General features: G+C 49.0%; 18 protein-coding genes and 1 tRNA gene. 10 read left to right on the top strand and 9 right to left on the bottom strand.

The window, feature by feature from the left end; all coding sequences use genetic code 11:
• Positions 1 to 195 precede the first annotated feature (195 nt).
• Positions 196 to 271 (bottom strand) — tRNA-Phe (locus tag B0181_RS07375).
• A 312-nt stretch (positions 272 to 583) separates the two neighbouring features.
• Between B0181_RS07375 and B0181_RS07370 the strand changes: the two genes are divergently transcribed.
• Complete coding sequence (locus B0181_RS07370) at positions 584 to 1,597, top strand: polyprenyl synthetase family protein (RefSeq protein ID WP_078276872.1); 1,014 nt, start codon at positions 584 to 586, stop codon at positions 1,595 to 1,597.
• Positions 1,598 to 1,699: 102 nt separating this feature from the next.
• Here B0181_RS07370 and mutY read toward each other — a convergent pair whose 3' ends face one another.
• Positions 1,700 to 2,860, bottom strand: a complete 1,161-nt coding sequence (gene mutY, locus B0181_RS07365; protein ID WP_078276871.1) for an A/G-specific adenine glycosylase — start codon at positions 2,858 to 2,860, stop codon at positions 1,700 to 1,702.
• A gap of 367 nt (positions 2,861 to 3,227) precedes the next feature.
• On the opposite strand from mutY, the gene B0181_RS07355 reads away from it, so the two are divergent.
• From B0181_RS07355 to B0181_RS07345, 3 genes are all read left to right on the top strand, one after another.
• Positions 3,228 to 4,193 carry a DNA/RNA non-specific endonuclease gene (locus B0181_RS07355; RefSeq protein WP_078276869.1) on the top strand — a complete coding sequence of 322 codons (966 nt, stop codon included), beginning with the start codon at positions 3,228 to 3,230 and terminating at the stop codon, positions 4,191 to 4,193.
• 24 nt (positions 4,194 to 4,217) lie between these two features.
• The gene (locus B0181_RS07350; RefSeq protein ID WP_133141444.1) at positions 4,218 to 4,523 is read left to right on the top strand and encodes a hypothetical protein; all 306 of its coding nucleotides are present in this window, start codon (positions 4,218 to 4,220) and stop codon (positions 4,521 to 4,523) included.
• A 229-nt stretch (positions 4,524 to 4,752) separates the two neighbouring features.
• On the top strand, positions 4,753 to 5,124 hold the full coding sequence (locus B0181_RS07345; protein ID WP_078276867.1) for a DUF2147 domain-containing protein: 372 nt from the start codon (positions 4,753 to 4,755) through the stop codon (positions 5,122 to 5,124).
• A gap of 234 nt (positions 5,125 to 5,358) precedes the next feature.
• On the opposite strand, the gene B0181_RS07340 is transcribed toward B0181_RS07345, so the two are convergent.
• Complete coding sequence (locus B0181_RS07340) at positions 5,359 to 5,697, bottom strand: P-II family nitrogen regulator (RefSeq protein ID WP_078276866.1); 339 nt, start codon at positions 5,695 to 5,697, stop codon at positions 5,359 to 5,361.
• A 317-nt stretch (positions 5,698 to 6,014) separates the two neighbouring features.
• On the opposite strand from B0181_RS07340, the gene murD reads away from it, so the two are divergent.
• The 4 genes from murD to B0181_RS07315 all read left to right on the top strand — a co-directional run bounded on the left by murD (position 6,015) and on the right by B0181_RS07315 (position 11,087).
• Positions 6,015 to 7,397, top strand: a complete 1,383-nt coding sequence (murD, locus tag B0181_RS07330; RefSeq protein ID WP_078276864.1) for a UDP-N-acetylmuramoyl-L-alanine--D-glutamate ligase — start codon at positions 6,015 to 6,017, stop codon at positions 7,395 to 7,397.
• Positions 7,398 to 7,643: 246 nt separating this feature from the next.
• Complete coding sequence (locus tag B0181_RS07325) at positions 7,644 to 8,312, top strand: response regulator (RefSeq protein WP_078276863.1); 669 nt, start codon at positions 7,644 to 7,646, stop codon at positions 8,310 to 8,312.
• On the top strand, positions 8,312 to 9,658 hold the full coding sequence (locus tag B0181_RS07320; protein WP_078276862.1) for a sensor histidine kinase: 1,347 nt from the start codon (positions 8,312 to 8,314) through the stop codon (positions 9,656 to 9,658). Before B0181_RS07325 ends, B0181_RS07320 begins: the two co-directional genes overlap by 1 nt.
• Before the next feature lie 259 nt (positions 9,659 to 9,917).
• A complete protein-coding gene (locus B0181_RS07315) occupies positions 9,918 to 11,087 on the top strand; it encodes an FtsW/RodA/SpoVE family cell cycle protein (protein WP_078276874.1) in 1,170 nt (389 codons plus the stop codon).
• Between the two features lie 226 nt (positions 11,088 to 11,313).
• Here B0181_RS07315 and gluQRS read toward each other — a convergent pair whose 3' ends face one another.
• The 6 genes from gluQRS to B0181_RS07280 all read right to left on the bottom strand — a co-directional run bounded on the left by gluQRS (position 11,314) and on the right by B0181_RS07280 (position 16,233).
• Positions 11,314 to 12,291: a tRNA glutamyl-Q(34) synthetase GluQRS gene (gluQRS, locus tag B0181_RS07310; RefSeq protein WP_078276861.1), complete on the bottom strand. Its 978-nt coding sequence runs from the start codon at positions 12,289 to 12,291 to the stop codon at positions 11,314 to 11,316.
• 4 nt (positions 12,292 to 12,295) lie between these two features.
• Entirely contained in the window at positions 12,296 to 12,715 is a 420-nt protein-coding gene (gene dksA / locus B0181_RS07305) for an RNA polymerase-binding protein DksA (protein WP_078276860.1), read from the bottom strand.
• Between the two features lie 491 nt (positions 12,716 to 13,206).
• A complete protein-coding gene (locus B0181_RS07295; RefSeq protein ID WP_078276858.1) occupies positions 13,207 to 14,076 on the bottom strand; it encodes a metallophosphoesterase family protein in 870 nt (289 codons plus the stop codon).
• 83 nt (positions 14,077 to 14,159) lie between these two features.
• On the bottom strand, positions 14,160 to 14,957 hold the full coding sequence (locus B0181_RS07290) for a metal ABC transporter permease (RefSeq protein WP_078276857.1): 798 nt from the start codon (positions 14,955 to 14,957) through the stop codon (positions 14,160 to 14,162).
• Positions 14,954 to 15,715, bottom strand: coding sequence for a metal ABC transporter ATP-binding protein (locus B0181_RS07285; RefSeq protein WP_078276856.1), 762 nt, complete (start codon positions 15,713 to 15,715; stop codon positions 14,954 to 14,956). Before B0181_RS07285 ends, B0181_RS07290 begins: the two co-directional genes overlap by 4 nt.
• Positions 15,685 to 16,233, bottom strand: coding sequence for a transcriptional repressor (locus B0181_RS07280; protein ID WP_078276855.1), 549 nt, complete (start codon positions 16,231 to 16,233; stop codon positions 15,685 to 15,687). Before B0181_RS07280 ends, B0181_RS07285 begins: the two co-directional genes overlap by 31 nt.
• 295 nt (positions 16,234 to 16,528) lie before the next feature.
• Between B0181_RS07280 and B0181_RS07275 the strand changes: the two genes are divergently transcribed.
• Positions 16,529 to 17,422 (top strand): metal ABC transporter solute-binding protein, Zn/Mn family, encoded by an 894-nt coding sequence (locus B0181_RS07275; RefSeq protein ID WP_078276854.1) that lies wholly within the window; start codon positions 16,529 to 16,531, stop codon positions 17,420 to 17,422.
• A 157-nt stretch (positions 17,423 to 17,579) separates the two neighbouring features.
• Positions 17,580 to 17,978 carry an ATP synthase subunit I gene (locus B0181_RS07270; RefSeq protein ID WP_078276853.1) on the top strand — a complete coding sequence of 133 codons (399 nt, stop codon included), beginning with the start codon at positions 17,580 to 17,582 and terminating at the stop codon, positions 17,976 to 17,978.
• The last annotated feature ends 35 nt before the right edge of the window (positions 17,979 to 18,013 follow it).

The raw sequence follows: 18,013 nt of genomic DNA, 5'->3' as shown, positions 1-18,013 counted from the left end.
ACCTGATTTTGAAAATAGCCTTAATAAAAAACCGTGAAATAAAAATCATAAAACAAAACCGCGAGCAAATCTTTTATGATGTGCTTGCGGTTTTTTAGTCTTACGGTTTTTTTAATGATGATGAAAGTTGGGCTGTGAAAGTTTAAAATGCAAAAAAACATCGCCACCCAAAAAGAGCAGCGATGTTTTGAAATATGGTGGCGTGGGGCAGGATCGAACTGCCGACACACGGATTTTCAATCCGTTGCTCTCCCGACTGAGCTACCGCGCCGTTGTGCTAAGCTGTATCGCTTAACGTGGTGCGTATAATACCACGTTTTAAAAATTGTGCAAGTGTTTTTTGCAAAAATTTTAAAAAAATGCGAAAAATTTGCAAAAAAGTGCCATTTTTACCAAAATTTCCAAAAATTGATTAAAAATTAACCAATTTTTAGAGTGGTTTTCCCATCGCCAAAAATATTTTTGGGCGATTGCGATGTTAAATGGTGTGAAATTAAGTTTGCGATGAATTTAATTTGCCAAAAATCATCACAAACGGTAAAATTTCCTTTGTTTGTTTTAAAAATTTGTTTAAAGAGTTGGCATGACCACAAAAGATTTTGATTTTTCTGCCCAGCCGCTGCATCAGTTTGCCAAAAATGCGCTTAAGCAGGGCGATTTGGCGCAAATGCGTGCAGCAGTGGCAGCGCAATTAGAAGCGGATATTAAGACGCTGTTTGCTGCGGTGCGTTTGCCTGAGCCTTTGGGTGAAGCGAGCGTGTATGCGATGGCAAATGGCGGCAAGCGAGCAAGACCGCTGCTTGCGGCGGCGGCATTTTTGACGGCAAATTCGGCAAAGTGTGGGCAGGCGTGCGATGAGCAGGCGCTTTCCATGCTGCGCCGTGCCAGCCTTGCGGTGGAGCTGGTGCATGGCTATTCTTTGGTGCATGATGATTTGCCGTGCATGGACGATGACGAGCTGCGCCGTGGCAAGCCGACTTGCCATGTGGTGTATGGCGAGAATGTGGCGCTTTTGGTGGGCGATGTGCTGCAGTCGCTGGCGTTTGAAGTGCTGACGGCAAAGCTGCCTGATTTTGCGCCTGCCGATGAGCAAGTGGCGGCACGCTTGATGGCGGTGTTTGCGCCTAGGGCAAGACGCATGGTGGCAGGGCAAATGCTGGATGTGATGGGCGAGCAGCGTGCGCTTAGCCAAGATGAGCTGCAAGCCATTCACAGCGACAAGACAGGCGCACTGATTGAGGCGGCAGTGCTGATGGGTGGTATTTGTGCGCAGCTTGATGATAACGAACTTGCGCAATTTGCCGAATACGCCAAGCAGTTGGGGCTTGCTTTTCAGGTGCAAGATGACGTGCTGGACGCAACGGGCGACACCGCCACGCTTGGCAAGCCAGCTGGTAGCGATGATAAATTACAAAAATCTACCTATGTCAAACTTTTGGGCGTGCAAAAGGCGCAGCAGTATGCCGATGAGCTGTACGCCAAAGCGATGGCGAGCGTGGCGGCATTTCAAGCGTCTAAACCGTCTGAGTTATCCAAAACGTCTGATGAAAATTTGCTAAACCAGCTGGCATTGTGGCTAAAAGGGCGTGATAAATGATGGTTAATCGCTGACTTTAACGGTAAATTGGCGGTAAATTTAAAACCTTGCGTGATTTGCAAGGTTTTTTGTTGTGGGTTATCACAAATTTATCGCAAAGTGTTAGGCGATGGCATTAAGCAGCTTATCCATGGCGGCAGGTTTGGCAAGGGTATTTACCAGCGGTTGCCAGTGATGTTCTGCGTGAATGTCTGCGAGCAGCGTTTTTAGCTGGGTGAATTTGTCGGCAGATAAAGCGATGTGGCGTGCGGACAGTTGCCAATGAAAATGCGTCAGCGTGTGCTTGATGGCAGCAAGTGGCGGATTTTGCCGTTGTAAATCGCTGTGCAAGTTATCGCTCAGCCATTCGCCAATCACGCCATCATTAAAGGTATCTTGGCGTGTGATGGACAGCAGCGGCGGACACCACAGACCGCCCCAAATGCCGTCATCAGGGCGTTTTAGCCACAGGATTTTGGCGTCGTTATCCGTCAAATCGCCATGCGTGATGAGCAGCACTTGGCTGTGGTGCGTGGGTTTGACGCTCTTTTTGGCTTTGACAGGATAAGCAGCTTGCTTGCCTTGCCGATGGGCGATGCAGTCGGCAGCGATGGGGCAGATTTCGCATTTTGGACGTGTGCGTGTGCATAAGGTTGCGCCCAAATCCATCATGGCTTGGGCAAATTCACCGCTTTGGCGTGCAGGCGTGAGCGTGTCGGCAAGTTGCCACAGCGCCTTATCGGTGGCGGATTTGGTGATGTCGCCATCAATGCCTGCCCAGCGTGTCAGCACACGTTTGACGTTGCCATCGCAAATCACGCCACGACCGCCCACGCCCATTGCCACAATCGCCCCAGCAGTGGAGCGTCCCACGCCTTTGATGGCTTGCCATTCGTCTGGCATTTGCGGAAACTTTCCGTGCGTGCGGATAAACTGCGCCACCTGCTGTGCGCCTGCGTGCAGATTTCTGGCGCGCGCATAGTAGCCAAGTCCAGCCCATAGATTCGCCACCGCTTCCCAGTCCGCCACCGCCAAATCCTGCACGGTAGGAAATGCCTGCATAAAACGCTCAAAATAACCCAACACCGTGGCAACTTGCGTTTGCTGCAGCATGATTTCAGACAGCCACACAGCGTAGATGTCTTTGTCGGTTTTGTGCAGCTGCTGCCATGGCAAATCGTGGCGACCATGCTTGGCAAACCACTTTAGCACCGCAGGCGTAAAGCGTCTGATAGCGTGCGTATCTTGGTTAAAAGGCGTGGGCAAATCGGCAGAATTTGTCATGATAAAGGCGGTAAAATTGGGCGAAACTTTTTGAAAATTTTGCGAAACTTTGCGAAAATCTTACGAAAACGAAGTGAAGGCGGCGAAGTGTGGCGGTGTTTTAAAACGCTTGGCAAGACCAGCGGTAAAATTTCGCCACTTACCAAGCGCAGGCATTATAAGAAGTTTTTTGGCAAATCACAAGCTGGGAAAATGATGGCGGATTTGTGCTTGAGAATTGTACAAGCGATGTATATTTGGCTGATTTATCATCTTTGTTTAATTTGCCACGTTTGCCAATTTCATCACGCTTTTTAAATTTATCGTAATTTATAGTAATCATGCCAAAATTCCAGCACAAATTTGCCACACTTGGTATAATGGGCGCATGATGAATCGTGTGTTTTTAATTGTCAGTCTGATTTTCGCTTTGGTGTTTGCGCCGAGCGGTTTTGGTGCGAGTGCAGCGCAGGCAAAAAGCGCCAGCACGAGTTTGCGTGCGGTGTTTTTAGAATGCCGAGAAAATTTTTATAACAACGTGCCGCCATCGTTCACTCTGGAGCGCAGAAAATCGTTGAGTGCGCAGGCGCAGGGCTTGTGTTTTGATGGTTTTGCGGTGCTACATTCTGGCGTATCGCGCACGCCTTTGTGGGCGGCAGAACATCTGACGCGCGAGCGAGTAACGCTGGCGGCAAGCCTTGTGCGTGAAGACAGCTTTCGTGTGGAAAGTCGCTTGCCGCACGCTGACCGTGCCGAGCTTCGTGATTATTCACGCTCTGGCTATGACCGTGGGCACCTTGCGCCAAATGGCGACATGGCAAGCACAAGTCAGCAGTACGACAGCTTTAGCCTTGCCAACATCGCCCCACAAAACGCCACGCACAACCGCAATTTATGGCGACACATTGAAGGCTCAACACGTCAGCTTGCCAGAAAATATGGCGATGTTTATGTGGTTACAGGCGTGGCATTTCTTGGCGAAAATGTGCAGCAGATTGGCGGGCGAGTGCTTGTGCCAACGCATTTTTACAAGGCGGTGTATATCCCCAGCGAGCGTGCGGCTGGCGTGTATTTTTCGCCAAACACCGAAAACGCGCGCTATGAAGTCATCAGTCTAGATGAGCTTGCCGAGCGCACAGGTATTAAGGCGATGCCAAGCGTGCCAGCTGGTGTGCGAGCGCGGACGCATGAGCTGCTCAAGCCTGCCGATGATGGCGTACAAGATGGCGAGCGTGCCAGTCCAGCGGATTTGCCCGTGGCGTTAGAAGAAGTGGGTGATTTGACAAAGGCGAGCAGCTGGCTTTTGTTTTTGTTGGAAATTTTTAAATATTTGGTAGGTTTGCTGAATGAATAAGCAAAGCAAGCGGTGGAATTTGGCATGAAAGTTTTTGCAAATGATTATGAAGTGCTGAGCATTGGCGGGCTTGATGTGGAAAATCATGCCGATGGCGTCGTGATTTTTGGCGAGACGCATATTACCAAAGATTTGGCAGGCAAACAAAAGGCGCAGGCGTTGTATGAATTTAGCCAAAGCCTTGTGGCGTGGTTTGCCAATCAAGACGAAAACGAGCTTGCCAGCCTTAGGCAAAACGCTGACGAAGCCGAAAATTTAGCTGAAAACTCAGCCCAAAATCCAGCCCAAGAGAATAACGCAGTGCAAACGGTAAAAAACCCATTTGCCTAAGATTAAAATTTATGAAAACGACTAAAAGCGCGAATTTGCTGTCCATCGGTAAAAATTCACCAACAGCCGAGACAGATTTTAGCAATGTTTTGAGTTGCTTTTAAAAATTGACTTGGCTATAATGCAAAAACAGTCGTGCACTGTTGCAGGCTGCAGCGATACAGTCGCTTTTTATATATGTTCATGCGTTGGCGTGTGCCAATGCTCGTAGAAAAGACAGGAGTCTGCGATGAAACTTATCACAAAAATTGCTACTTTGGGCGCAGGATTGGTCGTATCGGCAGCCGCATTTGCCGCTGATCCTATCGTGGGCAACTGGCAAATGAGCGAAAATGGTCAGCCAAAAGCGGTCGTAAAAATCAGCGAAGCTGGCGGTAAGTTTAACGGTGTGGTCGTAACTGGTCAAACCGAAAAAGCCAAGCAATACGTTGGTAAAACTGTACTACAAAACGTAGAAGCAGTGGGCGGCGGCAAATACAAAGGCAAAGCTAAGGACCCACGCTGGGGTGTATTGCCTGCGGTGAATGCTGACATCACCCTAAACGGCAACAAACTGACCCTAAAAACCCTAAAAGGTTCACAAGTTTTGACTCGTAAGTAATTGATAAACTTGCAAGTTTAAACGCAAAAAAACGCATTTGAATAAAATGCGTTTTTTTATTTTGTGGGTTAAAGTTTAACGACACATTAAATTAAAGGGTGGATTGTAGGTTAGGTTGAGCGAAAGTGAAAACCCAGCAAATTCGTAAAACCGCCTTAAAAACGTTGGTTGCGCTTCGCTAACCCAACTTACGGCTGCCAACCAAAGTTGGCTTAATCTGGCTTGACAATCCAATCACAATGCCGTTTCGTCAAGCTCGCCTGTGCGAATGCGAATCACGCCTTCTAGCGGTGTGATAAAAATCTTGCCATCGCCGATTTTGCCTGTGTTGGCGGCTTTTACCATCGCTTCAATGATGGGTTCTGCCATCTCGTCCGTGCAGGCGACTTCAATTTTGATTTTTGGCAAAAAATCCACCACATATTCTGCGCCACGATACATCTCGGTGTGGCCCTTTTGGCGGCCAAAGCCTTTGACTTCAGTGATGGTCATGCCGTTCACGCCAAGCTCAGACAACGCTTCACGAATGTCGTCAAGTTTGAAGGGTTTGACAATGGCGCTAATCAGTTTCATAAGTTGTCCTTTACAAAGTTGTGCTTGGGTATGTTTGTGTAAAATTGTGCTGTGTCAGCGGTGATTTTCCAAGAAGGTTTTTCCAAGAAAGTTTTTCTTAAATGCCGCTGTGCGTTCGTCTATTATATCGCCAAATTGCCAAAAAACAAATTTTTTGCGTGCAGTTTTGTACAAAAGCGCTCATCATCGCTTTGCAAAACTTTTATAAAAACAAGGCGCAATCTTTCGTCATTCCTGCTAAAATACGCATAAGATTGCCGATGGCAGTGCGCCTGTCTTTGGCATATATTAACTGATAAAACTTAAAAGGTGGCGATATGGCGCAGCATTATGCGGTGGTTGGGCTTGGTGGCTCTGGATTGTCGGCGGTGAATTTTTTGGTGCAGCAGGGTTTTGATGTGCTGGTAACGGACGAAAATCCTGCGCCTGCTTTGGCGGCAAAATTGCCAGATGGCGTAACGTGCGCTTTTGGTGGGCTTGACAAGGCGGCTTTGGGTGCAGCGCAGCGCATCGTGATTAGCCCCGGCGTTGATCCACGTCATGAAGCCATCGTTGCTGCCAAGCAAGCGGGCATTGAAGTCATCAGCGATGTGCAGCTGTTTGTGGAGACGCTTAAAGCGCGCGATACCGCTCAAGGGTGCAGCACGCCGATCGTTGCCATCACAGGTTCAAACGCCAAATCTACCGTAACCACACTGGTGGGCGAGATGGCGGCGCACGCTGGCGTGGTGGTGGGCGTGGGTGGTAACATCGGCACGCCAGCTTTAGAGCTTTTAAAGATTGATGATTTGGCGCTGGTGGTGCTTGAGCTGTCCAGTTTTCAGCTGGAGCATATCACCAATCTTGGCGCGCAAGTGGCGACAATTCTAAACATTTCTGCCGACCATCTGGATCGTCATGGCGACATGGCAGGCTATTTGGCGGCAAAATTACCGATTTTTGAGCAGGCGAAATCTGCGGTGATTTGTAAAGATGATGCTGAACTTGCTGCTGCGTGCGAAAAGGCTTTGGCAGGCGCAAGCATTCAGACGACTTGCGGTGAGATTGGCAAGGCGTGTTCGGCGGATTTTTGCTTGGTGCGTGATGCGGACGATACGATTTGGCTGTGCCATCGTGGCGAGAAATTGCTAAGCGCTGATGAGATTGGCATTAAAGGCAAACACAATCTGCTAAACGCCTTGTCTGCGCTGGCTTTGGGGGTGGCAGTGGATTTGCCAATGCCTGCCATGCTGGCTGCGCTAAAGGCGTTTGCAGGCTTGCCGCACCGCTGCGAGTATGTGGGCGATGTGGCTGGCAAGGTGTATTTTAACGACTCAAAAGGCACGAACATCGGCTCAACGCTGGCGGCGATTGATGGCTTGGGGGCGGTGTATGGCGAGCGTTCGCTGGCGCTGATTTTGGGCGGTTTGGCGAAAGGGCAGGATTTTGCCGAGCTTTCTGCCGCTGCCGAGCGTTTTACGAGCGATATTTATCTGATTGGGCAAGATACGCCCATCATTCGTGAAGGTTTGCTGGCTGCGCCTTTGCTTGCCGAGCGAATCCATGATGTGCAAACTTTACAAAATGCGGTGAATGCCGCCAACCAAAGCACAGCAAAAGCGGTGCTGCTGTCGCCTGCGTGCGCAAGTTTTGATCAGTTTTCAGGTTATGCTGAGCGTGGCGAGACGTTTGTGGTATTGGTGAAAGATTTACCAAATTAAGCGCGCTTGGCTGGATTTTCCGCCTAAATTTAAGATAAAGCCATCGTTGATGGCTTTATTTTTGGGCGTGGTTGTGGTGCGGCTTTGGTGCGGTTGGCTGGCTAATTATCGGCTAATTGTCAGCTAAGTTTGGCGTGTTATGCTGTGTTTTTAGTGTGATTTTTGGTTTGTGAATACCAGTTTTTAAAATATCGGTTATAAAATAACAATGATGTTTGTCGTGCAAGTTGAGTCAAGGTGAAATTCATGCGATTGCTTGTGGTGGAAGATGATTTGATGATTGCCAAGGCGCTGATGGCGGGGCTAAAGGACAACGGCTATGCGGTGGATCACCTAGATTCTGGTGAGCAGGTGTTGGCGGCAGTACAGACGCAGGATTATGATGCGCTGCTGCTGGATTTGGGCTTGCCAAAGCAAGATGGGCTTTCGGTGCTGGCGCAAATTCGCCAAAATAAAAGCGAGCTGCCGATTTTGATTTTGACCGCACGAGACGACATTGACAGCCGTTTGCGTGGCATTGATGGCGGTGCGGACGATTATATCATTAAACCCTTTGACATGGCGGAGCTATTAGCACGCATTCGCATGGTGCTGCGCCGCAAGGGTGGCACGTCGCAGCCGCTTTTGAGTAATGGCGCATTGACGTTAAACCCTGCGACTTTCACGGTGCAAATTACAGGGCAAGCGGACGAAATTGTGCTGAGTAATAAGGAATTTGCCATTTTACAAGCGCTCATGCAGCGTGCTGGCGTGATTTTTTCAAGGGCGCAGCTGGAAGAAAAGCTTTACGGCTGGGGCGATGAAGTAGAAAGCAATGCGCTGGATTATTTGATTCATGCCCTGCGTAAAAAAGTTGGCAAAGAACACATCAAAAACGTGCGTGGCGTGGGCTGGCTGGTGGAAAAAGGCGTGTGATGATTGGTAAAATTTTAGATAAAGCCGTGCAGATTTGGCGGTATGCCAAGCGTTCTTTGCAAATTCGGCTGGGCGTAGCATTTGCGCTGGTGTGCTTTGTGAGTGCGGCTTTGGCAGGCGGTTTGGCGTTTTATGACCATTATCAGCAAAGCCACTATTTGCAAGACGAAACGCTCATGCAGATTGCGTCTTATATCAACCCAAAACACCCTGCGCCTGTGATTGATGATATGGATAACGATTCGCATATTTATGTGGCGACATCGGCAGGCGGTACGGCGCACCCACATTTGGCAGACGTGTTTGCGCTGGACGAAGGGTTTTCTAGCGTGGGCGTAGGCGAAGACAGCTATCGGATTTTTGTCATGGATTTTAAAGATGGCAGGGTGGCAGTCATGCAAGAAAGCGAATACCGCACTGATGCTGCTGAGCGTGCGGCTTGGGGCAGTGTGTTGCCGTTTTTATTGCTGCTGCCTTTGGTGAGCGGGCTTGCCTTTTGGATCATCAATCGCCAGCTGTCTCCAGTGCGCACGCTGTCTTACAGCCTAAAAACTCGTGATGCCAAGGATTTATCCGCCTTGACAACTGACAAAATCCCCAGCGAAATGCGTGGATTTGTGCTGTCCATCAACGAACTTTTGCAGCGCATTGAAAAGGTGATGAATCAAGAGCAGCGTTTTATTGCTGATGCGGCGCACGAACTGCGCAGTCCGATGACCGCGCTTTCTATGCAGGCGCAGCGTTTGGCTGGCTTGCCGATGTCTGATGCCGCCAAGGCGCAGACCGATGAGCTTTTGGACAGCATTCGCCGCACTCGTCATTTGCTTGAGCAGCTTTTGTCGTTGGCTCGTGCGCAGGCAGACCATGCCAGCACGCACTCAAGCACGTTTTCGGCGATGGCGCTGTTTGCCAAAGTCATTGAAACGCTGTACCCGTTGGCGGACGCAAAATCTTTGGATTTGGGCGTGGCAAGCGATTTGGATATAAAAATTTGCGCTGATGAGTCTTTACTGTTTTTGCTGATAAAAACGCTGACAGATAACGCCATTCGCTACACGCCAGCAGGTGGGCAGATTGATTTGTCGGTGCAAATGGCAGGCGAGCAAGTGGAATTTATCATAGAAGACAGCGGCGCAGGCATACCAAAAGCCGAGCGTGAGCGTGTGCTTGAGCCGTTTTATCGTGTGCTGGGGACAGGCGTGGAAGGCACGGGGCTTGGTTTGCCGATTGCCAATAGCATTGCGCTGCGCTATGGCGGACGGCTGGTTTTGCTGGACAGTCGTTTTGAATCTGGATTAAAAGTGGTGGTGAGTTTTCCTAAAGCCAAACTGGGCGTGCAGGCGTGATGTTGGCGCACGTTCACCAAATCATGCGCAAACGATTTTTAGCCAAATTTGCAAAAACCCTTAAAAATCACAGCGTAAATTGTAAAAATTCATAAAAATTTGCCTGCATTTCGCCTAAGTTGGCATAAACTGGTTTATAATAAACGGTTTGGGTGCAATGCTTTGGCATTTTGTCCGCCTTTGTCAAATTGATTGTGCCGAATTGATTGGCATTTTATGCTACTTTATCGCCATTTTTTATCGCCACTTTGAGAGCCTTATGTTTGCTTTTTCCGAGAAGTTTTCTGCCGTCTTGCCCAAATTGCCAAGCGCACGCGCCACGCTGATGGTGAGTTTGTTTTTGCTGCTTTCTACCAGTCTTTTGATGATTGCGTCAGCTTCCATTCCTTTTGCGATGAATAATGGCTTGCACCCCATGCGCTTTTTTTGGTCGCAGCTTTTGTATGTGGGCTTGGGCGTGATTGGCGCAGCGGTGATTTATCGTTTGCCGATGAATCTGTTTCGCAATTTTAACAACATTCTGATTATGTACCTAGGGCTTGTGGTGCTGCTGATTTTGACGTTGATATTTGCAGATTCTATCAACGGCTCAAAACGCTGGCTAAACGTGGCAGGCTTTAGCATTCAGGCGGCAGAGATTGCCAAGATGGTGATGGTGTTTGTGGCGGCGGAGTATGTCGTGCGCCGCTCGGCTGAAATGCGTGATGCCATCTGGACAGGCTGGCGGCTTTTGATTTGGTATGCGCCCGTGATTTTTGCGCTGATTTTTCAGCCAGACTTTGGTTCATCGGCAGTTTTAGGCGCAACTTTGCTCGTCATCGCCTTTATTGGTGGTTCGCCTGTGCGTGATTATATGGTGATTTTTGGGCTGTTTTTCTCGGCAGCGGTGGCAGCGATTTTGATGTCGGATTATCGCCGTGAGCGCCTGTTTTCTTTTGTTGATCCGTTTGATGACATTCAAGACACCGATTATCAGCTGGCGCGCAGTTTGATTGCCTTTGGGCGTGGTGAATTTAGCGGCGTGGGCTATGGCGACAGCGTACAAAAATTATCGCATTTGCCAGAAGCGCACACCGACTTTTTGATTGCCATCACAGGCGAAGAGCTGGGCTTTATTGGCGTGGTGTTTGTGCTGGTGCTAGAAGCCTTGATTGTGCTGTCTATCATGCGCATCAGCCTTGCCGCACTCAAGCGCAATCAGCTGTATCTAAGCTATACGGTGTTTGGCTTTGGCACGGTGTTTTTTGGGCAAGTGTGCATCAATATCGGCATGAATATGGGCATTTTGCCAACGAAAGGTTTGACCTTGCCGTTTTATAGTTTTGGCGGTTCGGCAATGCTGGTTAGCCTTGCGATGATTGGCTATATTTTAAAAGTGGACGCTGAAAGTGTGGGCATTGAAAGACGTGGCAACAGCCGTTCTTATTAAATGTAGTGATTAAATTGGCAAGTTTTGGTTTGTGAAATTTGTAAAGTTTGTGAAAGTTGGGTTGTAAAGCACAGCCCAACTTTTTTATTTGGTGTGCGATTGGGTGGGCAAAGCGTAGTTTGTTTCAAGCGATAAACCTTGATTTTAAATGTTGGGTTTTCGCTTGACTCAACCTATAAATCTGTCTAATTTTTTAGATTTTCGCCAAATCCACACTGACTGCACTTTATTGCGCCACGCCAAGGCTTTGCCGTCTCATCAGCGGAGCGTGCGTCCAGTGCTTGATGGCAAAAGCCAAAATCTCTTCAGGCGAGCTGTGCTGCATGGCGTCATCGGTGGGCTGCCCTAGGCGTTTTAGGGCTTCTAGCAGCAGCACGCTTGGGCGAGTGCTGTCAATCGGCAGGGCAAGATTTTGCTTGGAGAGTTTTTGTCCGTCTGGATTGTGAATCAGCGGCAGATGAAAATACGCGTCAGGCGTAGGCAGGCGGCAGCTTTCTTGCAGGCGAAATTGCGCCACCGTCATTGGCAAAATATCCAGCCCACGCATGACGTGCGTTACGCCTTGCAGTCCGTCATCAATGGCGCACGCCAAGATGTAATTGATTGCGCCATTTTGGCGTTTTACCACCACATCGCCAAGACTTTTGGTAGGATTGTCCCAAATCATGCCTTGCAAGCCATCATAAAAACCGCCCAGCACGTCATCAAGCACAAGGCGCAGTTTGTCTTGGGTGTTTGGGCGGTAAGTTTTGTCGTTTTTGGGCAAGCACAGGCGCGGATAAATCAAAGGCGCGTTCAGATTTGGTGTATCGCTCAGCGCAGATAAGGCGGTGTCCAGCGTGGCGGTGCGCACGCTTTTTGGGTGCGTTTTGGCAAAGTCGGCAAGCGTTTTGCGTGAGCAGCGGCATACATAGCTGATGGGATGCAGCACACCTGTCAAAAACTCATCATAAATCGCTTGGCGTGCCGATTGATACACCACATCACCGTCCCAGTGCAGTCCAAGTTTTGTCAAATCGTGCAGCATACTTTCGCTGTATTCGTTTTTACAGCGTTCAAAATCCACGTCTTCAATACGCAAAAGCCACTGTCCGCCAAGGCTTTTGATATGACAAAAGCTCGCTACCGCAGTGGTGAGCGAGCCTAAGTGCAGCCTGCCTGTGGGCGATGGCGCAAACCGTCCGATGGGTACAGCGCGCGCCATGAAATTATTGCCCCAGCGTTTGCTTTTCTTTGATTTCTGAGAGTGTTTTGCAGTCAATGCACTGCGTGGCGGTTGGGCGTGCTTCTAGGCGGCGCAGTCCGATTTCGGTGCCGCAAGTTTCGCAGTAGCCGTAGTCGCCAGTGTCAATCTCAGCGATGGATTTGTCAATTTTGCGAATCAGCTTGCGCTCACGGTCTCTGGTGCGCAGTGCCAGCGCAAATTCTTCTTCTTGGGTGGCGCGGTCGTTGATGTCTGCCATTGCGCCTGTTTCTTCGTTGATGTAGTCCTTGGTGCGCTCAGCTTCTGCCAAAAGCTCGGCTTTCCAGTTGAGCAGCAACTGACGAAAATGCGCCAGCTGGTTGTCTGACATATATTCTTCGTTTTTGGCAGGTTGGTAGGGAGCGAAAGTGGTGGTCGTGCTCATGCGTTGGTTATCCTTGTGTCAATTCGGCAAGGCGCAAATGCCTGCTTGCCGAAGCATGGGCGAGTGCGAGTCTCACAAAAGTAAATTTAAAAATCGGTACAGCTTTTGTGTTGTTTTAAAATTATTTGACATTTATCCAAAATTGTCCAAAAAATCACCCAAAATGGATTCGAGTTTGATTGGCAAATTTGTATTCAAAATGTATTTTTAAAACAAACGTGAGCATAAATGATGGCGAATTTGATTTTTTCAAGTTGATTTTCAAGTCAAATTGAAATTAAAATCGCAATTTTATGCAAAGCGCCTAGTTTGCCAAAATGCGCCCACAAATGCAAGTCAATCCATCGGTGCTTGTGTATGTGCTGTGTTTAGATTTTGTAAATTGTGCGTTGATGAATTTTACTTGCTGAATTTTGTTTGTCGGATTTGAAAATTTTGTGAATAACAACGATTGCCGTAAATCAAAAGAGCGGTTTTTGCTCAATTTACGCTTATTCTACGCTAATCACGCCATCAGCCACACGCCAAATTTCACTGGTGAAATCGCGCGCAGTCAGCCGAATGATTCTTAGTCCAATCGGAGCGGTATCTAGTGCAAAATCGTGCGCTTTTGGTAAAAATTGACGAGAAGCAGCTGGGCAAGTAAGAAGCGTGCAGGCGTGCGTGCTTGGTGCAATCAGCGTTTGCGCCTGATGAACATGACCGCACAGCACAAGGCGTGCGTGCGTGTGGTGGCGGATAATTTGCCAAAAGTCATCGGCATTTTTTAGGCGGTGCGCATCAATCCAAGCCGAGCGCACAGGCAAAGGGTGGTGGTGCAGAGCAATGCAGGCAGGCGTGCTGTCTTGGGCGAGCGTCTCATCAAGCCAAGCCAGCGTTTGCTTGGATAATGCGCCATCAGCGCGCGCAGGCAAGGCGGAATTGAGCAGCAGCAGTTGCCAAGCGTGCGTGGGATTTTCGGTGTTTTTAGGATTTTCTGGGTGAAATTGCAGGCGGATTTTATGCTGGCTTGCCAAGCGTGCATCGGCAGCACACGGCAAAAATGTGCGCTCATCAAAGGGCAAATGGGCATTTTTCTCAATGGTAACATCGTGATTGCCCGCCAAGCACACAAAAGGCAGCTGCGATTTTACAAGTTCGGCAAACAGCCAATCATAAGCGGCTTGGTTGCCGTCATTTGCCAAATCGCCTGTGAGCAGCAGTAAGTCAGGCTTGGCTTGTTTGGCGGCAGAAAGCAGCTGTAAAAACCGTTCATAAGCGATGGAATTTGGTGCGTCATGTAAGTGTAAATCGCTGATTTGGGCGATGGTGAAGTGCGTTTGCGTGCTGTTTAGAATGTGCGGGAAAAAATCAGCGTTCATAAGTTTTTATGTAAAAATGGGCGCAGGTTTGAGTGGGCGCAAGTTCAAATGAGCGTAAGTTTGACGGCAAAGGTTTAAAATCATCACGCACGGCGCAGTTTTTGTACGCCAAACGTGATGAAAAATCCGCACGCTAAAGTCAGCACGATGGCAAGCCCTGTTTGAATATCCAGCCACACGCTGCCCCATACGCCAAGCGTTACGCCACATTGCGCCAAAATCATGGCAAAAATTACCATGCGCGTGGGTGAGTGCGAAAACAGCCGTGCCGTCAGCGCGGGCAAAATCAAAAGACCGCTGATGAGCAGGCTGCCCACCGCTTGTAAGGCAACGGCGCAAAATCCTGCCAAAAGCCCCATGAAAAATAGCTGCTGCTGTCTTGGTTTAACGCCTGCGATGATGGCGAGCGCTTCAAAGGTGGCAAGCTGCACTTGCGCACGCCAAATCCACGCCAAAAACGCCAAACCCAGCGCAATCAACACCGCAAGTCTTGGCAAATCCGCCCAATCCAAATCCAGCAATGAGCCAAACAGATAGCCAAGCACGTTTGCCTGCTGCTGAGTCAGCTGGGTGAGCGTTAAAAGTCCAAGGCATAGCAGCACAGCCGTCATCACCGCAAGCGTTGCGTCATTGGGCAGGCGGCTGTCTTTTAGCGCCATCAAAATTAGCACCACCAAAGCACTAACCACGCCCACGCCCATATCGGCAGGCAGGCTGAGCGCAGCGGCAATCGCCACACCAAGCAGTGTACCGTGCGCCAGCGTATCAGCAAAAAACGCCATGCGTCGCCACAGCACCAGACAGCCAAGCGGTGCGGACAATAGCGCAAGCAATGAGCCTGCAATCCACGCAGGGGCAATGATGGGAAGCCAGTCGGTCATGAGTCGCTCTTATGATGGCAATGATCGCCATGATGGCAGTGGTCGTGATGGTGAATATAAGGTTGATAATGCCCAAACAGCTGCGTAAATTCAGGTGCTAGGGCGATTTGGCTGGGTGCGCCTTGACAGCAGATGTGCTTATTTAGGCAAATCACCCGTTTTGAGCCACGCATGACCCAGTGTAAATCGTGCGACACCACAAGCATGGCGCAGCGTAAAAATTCTGGCAATTCGTCAATAAAATGATACAGCCAGCTTTCTGTTTCTGGGTCAAGCCCTTGCATGGGTTCGTCTAAAATCAGCAAATCAGGACGATCTAAAAGTGCGCGCGCCAATAGTGTGCGTTGTAATTCACCGCCAGATAAGTGCGTGATTTGCTTGGATTTTAGCTGGTGAATGCCTAGTTTATCAAAGATAAATTCACGCTCAGCATCCTTTAGGCGGTTTGGTGCGGCTTGGGCGAGCAAATCTACCACCCTAAGCGGTAAAATCGCAGGCACACTAAAGCGCTGCGGCACATAGCTGACTGATTTGGCGTGCGAGATGATTTTGCCAGAAGTAGGCTTGATGAGCCCTAAAATCAGCTTAACCAAGGTGGATTTGCCCGCGCCATTTGGGCCAATAAGACTCACCATTTCATCAGGCTGTAAGTGCAACGACACATCGCTGATGAGTGTGGCATCACCAATGCGGTAGCTGATGTTTTCAAGGCTTAAAAGCGGTGTGTTCATGGCGTTTGGGTGTTTGCGGCTTGGCATTGGCGGCACAGTCCCAAAAGCTCAATCACGGATTCTTGGACGGCAAATTTTGCGTCATTGGCGGCAAAATCCAGCACGCCTTCTACGGGCAAATTACTGCATTCTTCTACGCTGTGGCAGTTTTTACAAATTAAAAACGCTGCCGTGTGTGCGGCGCGTGGGTGGCAGCACGGAATGTAGGCATTGATGGCGCTCAGCTGATGAATCAAGCCTTCTTCAAGCAAAAACCCAAGTGAGCGATACACGGTTGGCGGTGCGATGTTTTTATGATCGCCATTTTGTCTGCGTTTGTCTTGCAGCGCACTGATTAAATCGTACGCACCCACAGGCTTATCCGCTTCTAAAATCAGCGAATACACATCTTCACGCAACGGCGTAAAACGTACGCCACGCTTGCCACACAGCAGCTTGGCTTCTTGTAGGCGAGTGGCTGCGTCGTGGCTGTAGACGTTGTGGTGGTGATTGTGGTGTGCATGGTCGCAAAAGTGCGGGTGGGTTTTGCGAGTGGTTGTACTCATTGTGCCAAATCTCTGCTGGAATTAGACTGCTTTATGGGTGCTGGGGCAATGCGGCGTGGCTGGTGGCGGTTTGTTTTTGATGAACATTTGCCAACGTCGCCATTTAGCCGCGCCCTTGATAATCGTGATAGTATATCATACATTTAAAAATAATATAACATTTGCGTTCATTGTAAGTAAATTTCAAGGGTAATTTCTTTTAATAGAATATTATAACAAATCAAAAAATGTGGTATCATACGCCAATTCATCAATTTAATTTTTAATTTTCAATTTTTAAACGCAAGCAATCATCATGAAAATCTCATCGCTCATTGGTTTTGTTAAAAATAAATTTGTCTTTAAAATTTTATCTGCGCTCTTGGCTGCTGCGCTGGGCAGCACGCTGCATTTGGCTCATGCTGGCACGGTGAGTGTGAGTAATTATCCGCTGGCATTGCTGTCTAATGCGGTTACTAAAGGCGTGGCGGACGCTGAAGTTTTATTAGGCACAGGCGACGTGGGGCATCATGGCGAGCTTAGCCCAAGCGGCGTCAAACAGGTGCAAGACAGTGATTTTGTGGTGTGGTTTGGTGCGTCTTTGGAACAAAATTTGGTGAATGCGCTAAGCAGTGCGCCCAATGCGATTGCACTTTTGGAGTTTGACGCATTTGAGCGTTTGCCGCTGCGGTACGTTGATGGGCGTGCGCAGGCGGACAGCTTAGATACGCACCTTTGGCTTGAGCCTGAAAACGCCAAGGCAATCGTGCGTGCGCTGGCGGTCATTCACAGCTACGCCAACCCACAAAATGCGGTGCAATACGCCAAAAATGCGGCAGAATTTGAGCGGCGCATGGATAGGGCGGTCGCCAGTGTGAACCGCACCAAAATCTTGCCGTATTGGGCGTATCATGACGCTTATCAGTATTTGGAGCGTGCCGCGGGGCTTAAATTTCAAGGTGCTTTAACGCCTGACCATCACCTTGCACCCAAGGCAAGCCAGCTGAAATTTTTGGGTGATAACCGCCCCCAGTCGGTCATGTGTCTGGCAGCGCAAGGCAAAGTATCAAACGGCATTCGCAGCAAACTTGGCAAGCTAAACGTCGTGGTGCGTCAAGAAGACATGAGCGATGGCGATGAGTTTATCGCCACGTGGCAGGCTTTGGTGTCAGATTTGCGAGCGTGTGCGTCTGGTAAGTTGCTGGATTGATGGTAAAATCAAGCGTGAAGCCTTGTTGCGCTGAGATTTTAAGCAAATCATCATTCATTTAAAAAATGATGATAATTTTTATGATGATAAACTGCTTTTTTGCTTGCCAGCCGTTAAAAACGTTTCTATAATAAGGCAATTTTTCTAGTTGCAATTTATGAGTAAACCTGCTGAGCGTACCCAAAAAGCGCAGATTTTAGCGCGCCAACGCCGCCAAATTTGGGTGGCGATGGCTTTGATTGCCATAGCGGCAGTGTGTGAGCTGGCTTTGGGCGCGCGTGGTTTTGTGGGGACGTACAGCTTGGCGGCTGGCGTGGTGCTAAGTTTTGTGGCGCATTTGGTGTTTGCGCTCATTGCGTATCGTCAGACGGGCGCGCGCGCTCGCCAAGCCATCATGCTAAACGTTTACCTTGGGCAGATGGCGAAGTGGGCGATTGCGCTGATTGGCTTTGCGCTGATTTTTATGCTGCTAAAACCCATCATGCCCGTGCTCGTGATTGGCGGTTATGTGCTGATGCAATTTATCAATGCGTGGGCGTTGTCTTATATAAAGTAGCTTTTAATAAAAATGGTTTGGGGCTGTACTAGATT

The sequence above is a fragment of the Moraxella caviae genome, assembly GCF_002014985.1.
Taxonomy (GTDB): Bacteria; Pseudomonadota; Gammaproteobacteria; order Pseudomonadales; family Moraxellaceae; genus Moraxella; species Moraxella caviae.
This window is presented reverse-complemented; position numbering and strand designations above follow the sequence as displayed.

Bases quoted from the DNA above. Each gene is read 5' to 3' on its own strand.
- mutY (WP_078276871.1), bottom strand. From the start codon at position 2,860: ATGACAAATTCTGCCGATTTGCCCACGCCTTTTAACCAAGATACGCAC.
- B0181_RS07325 (WP_078276863.1), top strand. From the start codon at position 7,644: ATGCGATTGCTTGTGGTGGAAGATGATTTGATGATTGCCAAGGCGCTG.
- B0181_RS07370 (WP_078276872.1), top strand. From the start codon at position 584: ATGACCACAAAAGATTTTGATTTTTCTGCCCAGCCGCTGCATCAGTTT.
- B0181_RS07340 (WP_078276866.1), bottom strand. From the start codon at position 5,697: ATGAAACTGATTAGCGCCATTGTCAAACCCTTCAAACTTGACGACATT.
- B0181_RS07345 (WP_078276867.1), top strand. From the start codon at position 4,753: ATGAAACTTATCACAAAAATTGCTACTTTGGGCGCAGGATTGGTCGTA.
- dksA (WP_078276860.1), bottom strand. From the start codon at position 12,715: ATGAGCACGACCACCACTTTCGCTCCCTACCAACCTGCCAAAAACGAA.
- B0181_RS07320 (WP_078276862.1), top strand. From the start codon at position 8,312: ATGATTGGTAAAATTTTAGATAAAGCCGTGCAGATTTGGCGGTATGCC.
- B0181_RS07295 (WP_078276858.1), bottom strand. From the start codon at position 14,076: ATGAACGCTGATTTTTTCCCGCACATTCTAAACAGCACGCAAACGCAC.
- B0181_RS07350 (WP_133141444.1), top strand. From the start codon at position 4,218: ATGAAAGTTTTTGCAAATGATTATGAAGTGCTGAGCATTGGCGGGCTT.
- B0181_RS07285 (WP_078276856.1), bottom strand. From the start codon at position 15,715: ATGCCAAGCCGCAAACACCCAAACGCCATGAACACACCGCTTTTAAGC.
- B0181_RS07315 (WP_078276874.1), top strand. From the start codon at position 9,918: ATGTTTGCTTTTTCCGAGAAGTTTTCTGCCGTCTTGCCCAAATTGCCA.
- B0181_RS07270 (WP_078276853.1), top strand. From the start codon at position 17,580: ATGAGTAAACCTGCTGAGCGTACCCAAAAAGCGCAGATTTTAGCGCGC.
- murD (WP_078276864.1), top strand. From the start codon at position 6,015: ATGGCGCAGCATTATGCGGTGGTTGGGCTTGGTGGCTCTGGATTGTCG.
- B0181_RS07275 (WP_078276854.1), top strand. From the start codon at position 16,529: ATGAAAATCTCATCGCTCATTGGTTTTGTTAAAAATAAATTTGTCTTT.
- gluQRS (WP_078276861.1), bottom strand. From the start codon at position 12,291: ATGGCGCGCGCTGTACCCATCGGACGGTTTGCGCCATCGCCCACAGGC.
- B0181_RS07355 (WP_078276869.1), top strand. From the start codon at position 3,228: ATGATGAATCGTGTGTTTTTAATTGTCAGTCTGATTTTCGCTTTGGTG.
- B0181_RS07280 (WP_078276855.1), bottom strand. From the start codon at position 16,233: ATGAGTACAACCACTCGCAAAACCCACCCGCACTTTTGCGACCATGCA.
- B0181_RS07290 (WP_078276857.1), bottom strand. From the start codon at position 14,957: ATGACCGACTGGCTTCCCATCATTGCCCCTGCGTGGATTGCAGGCTCA.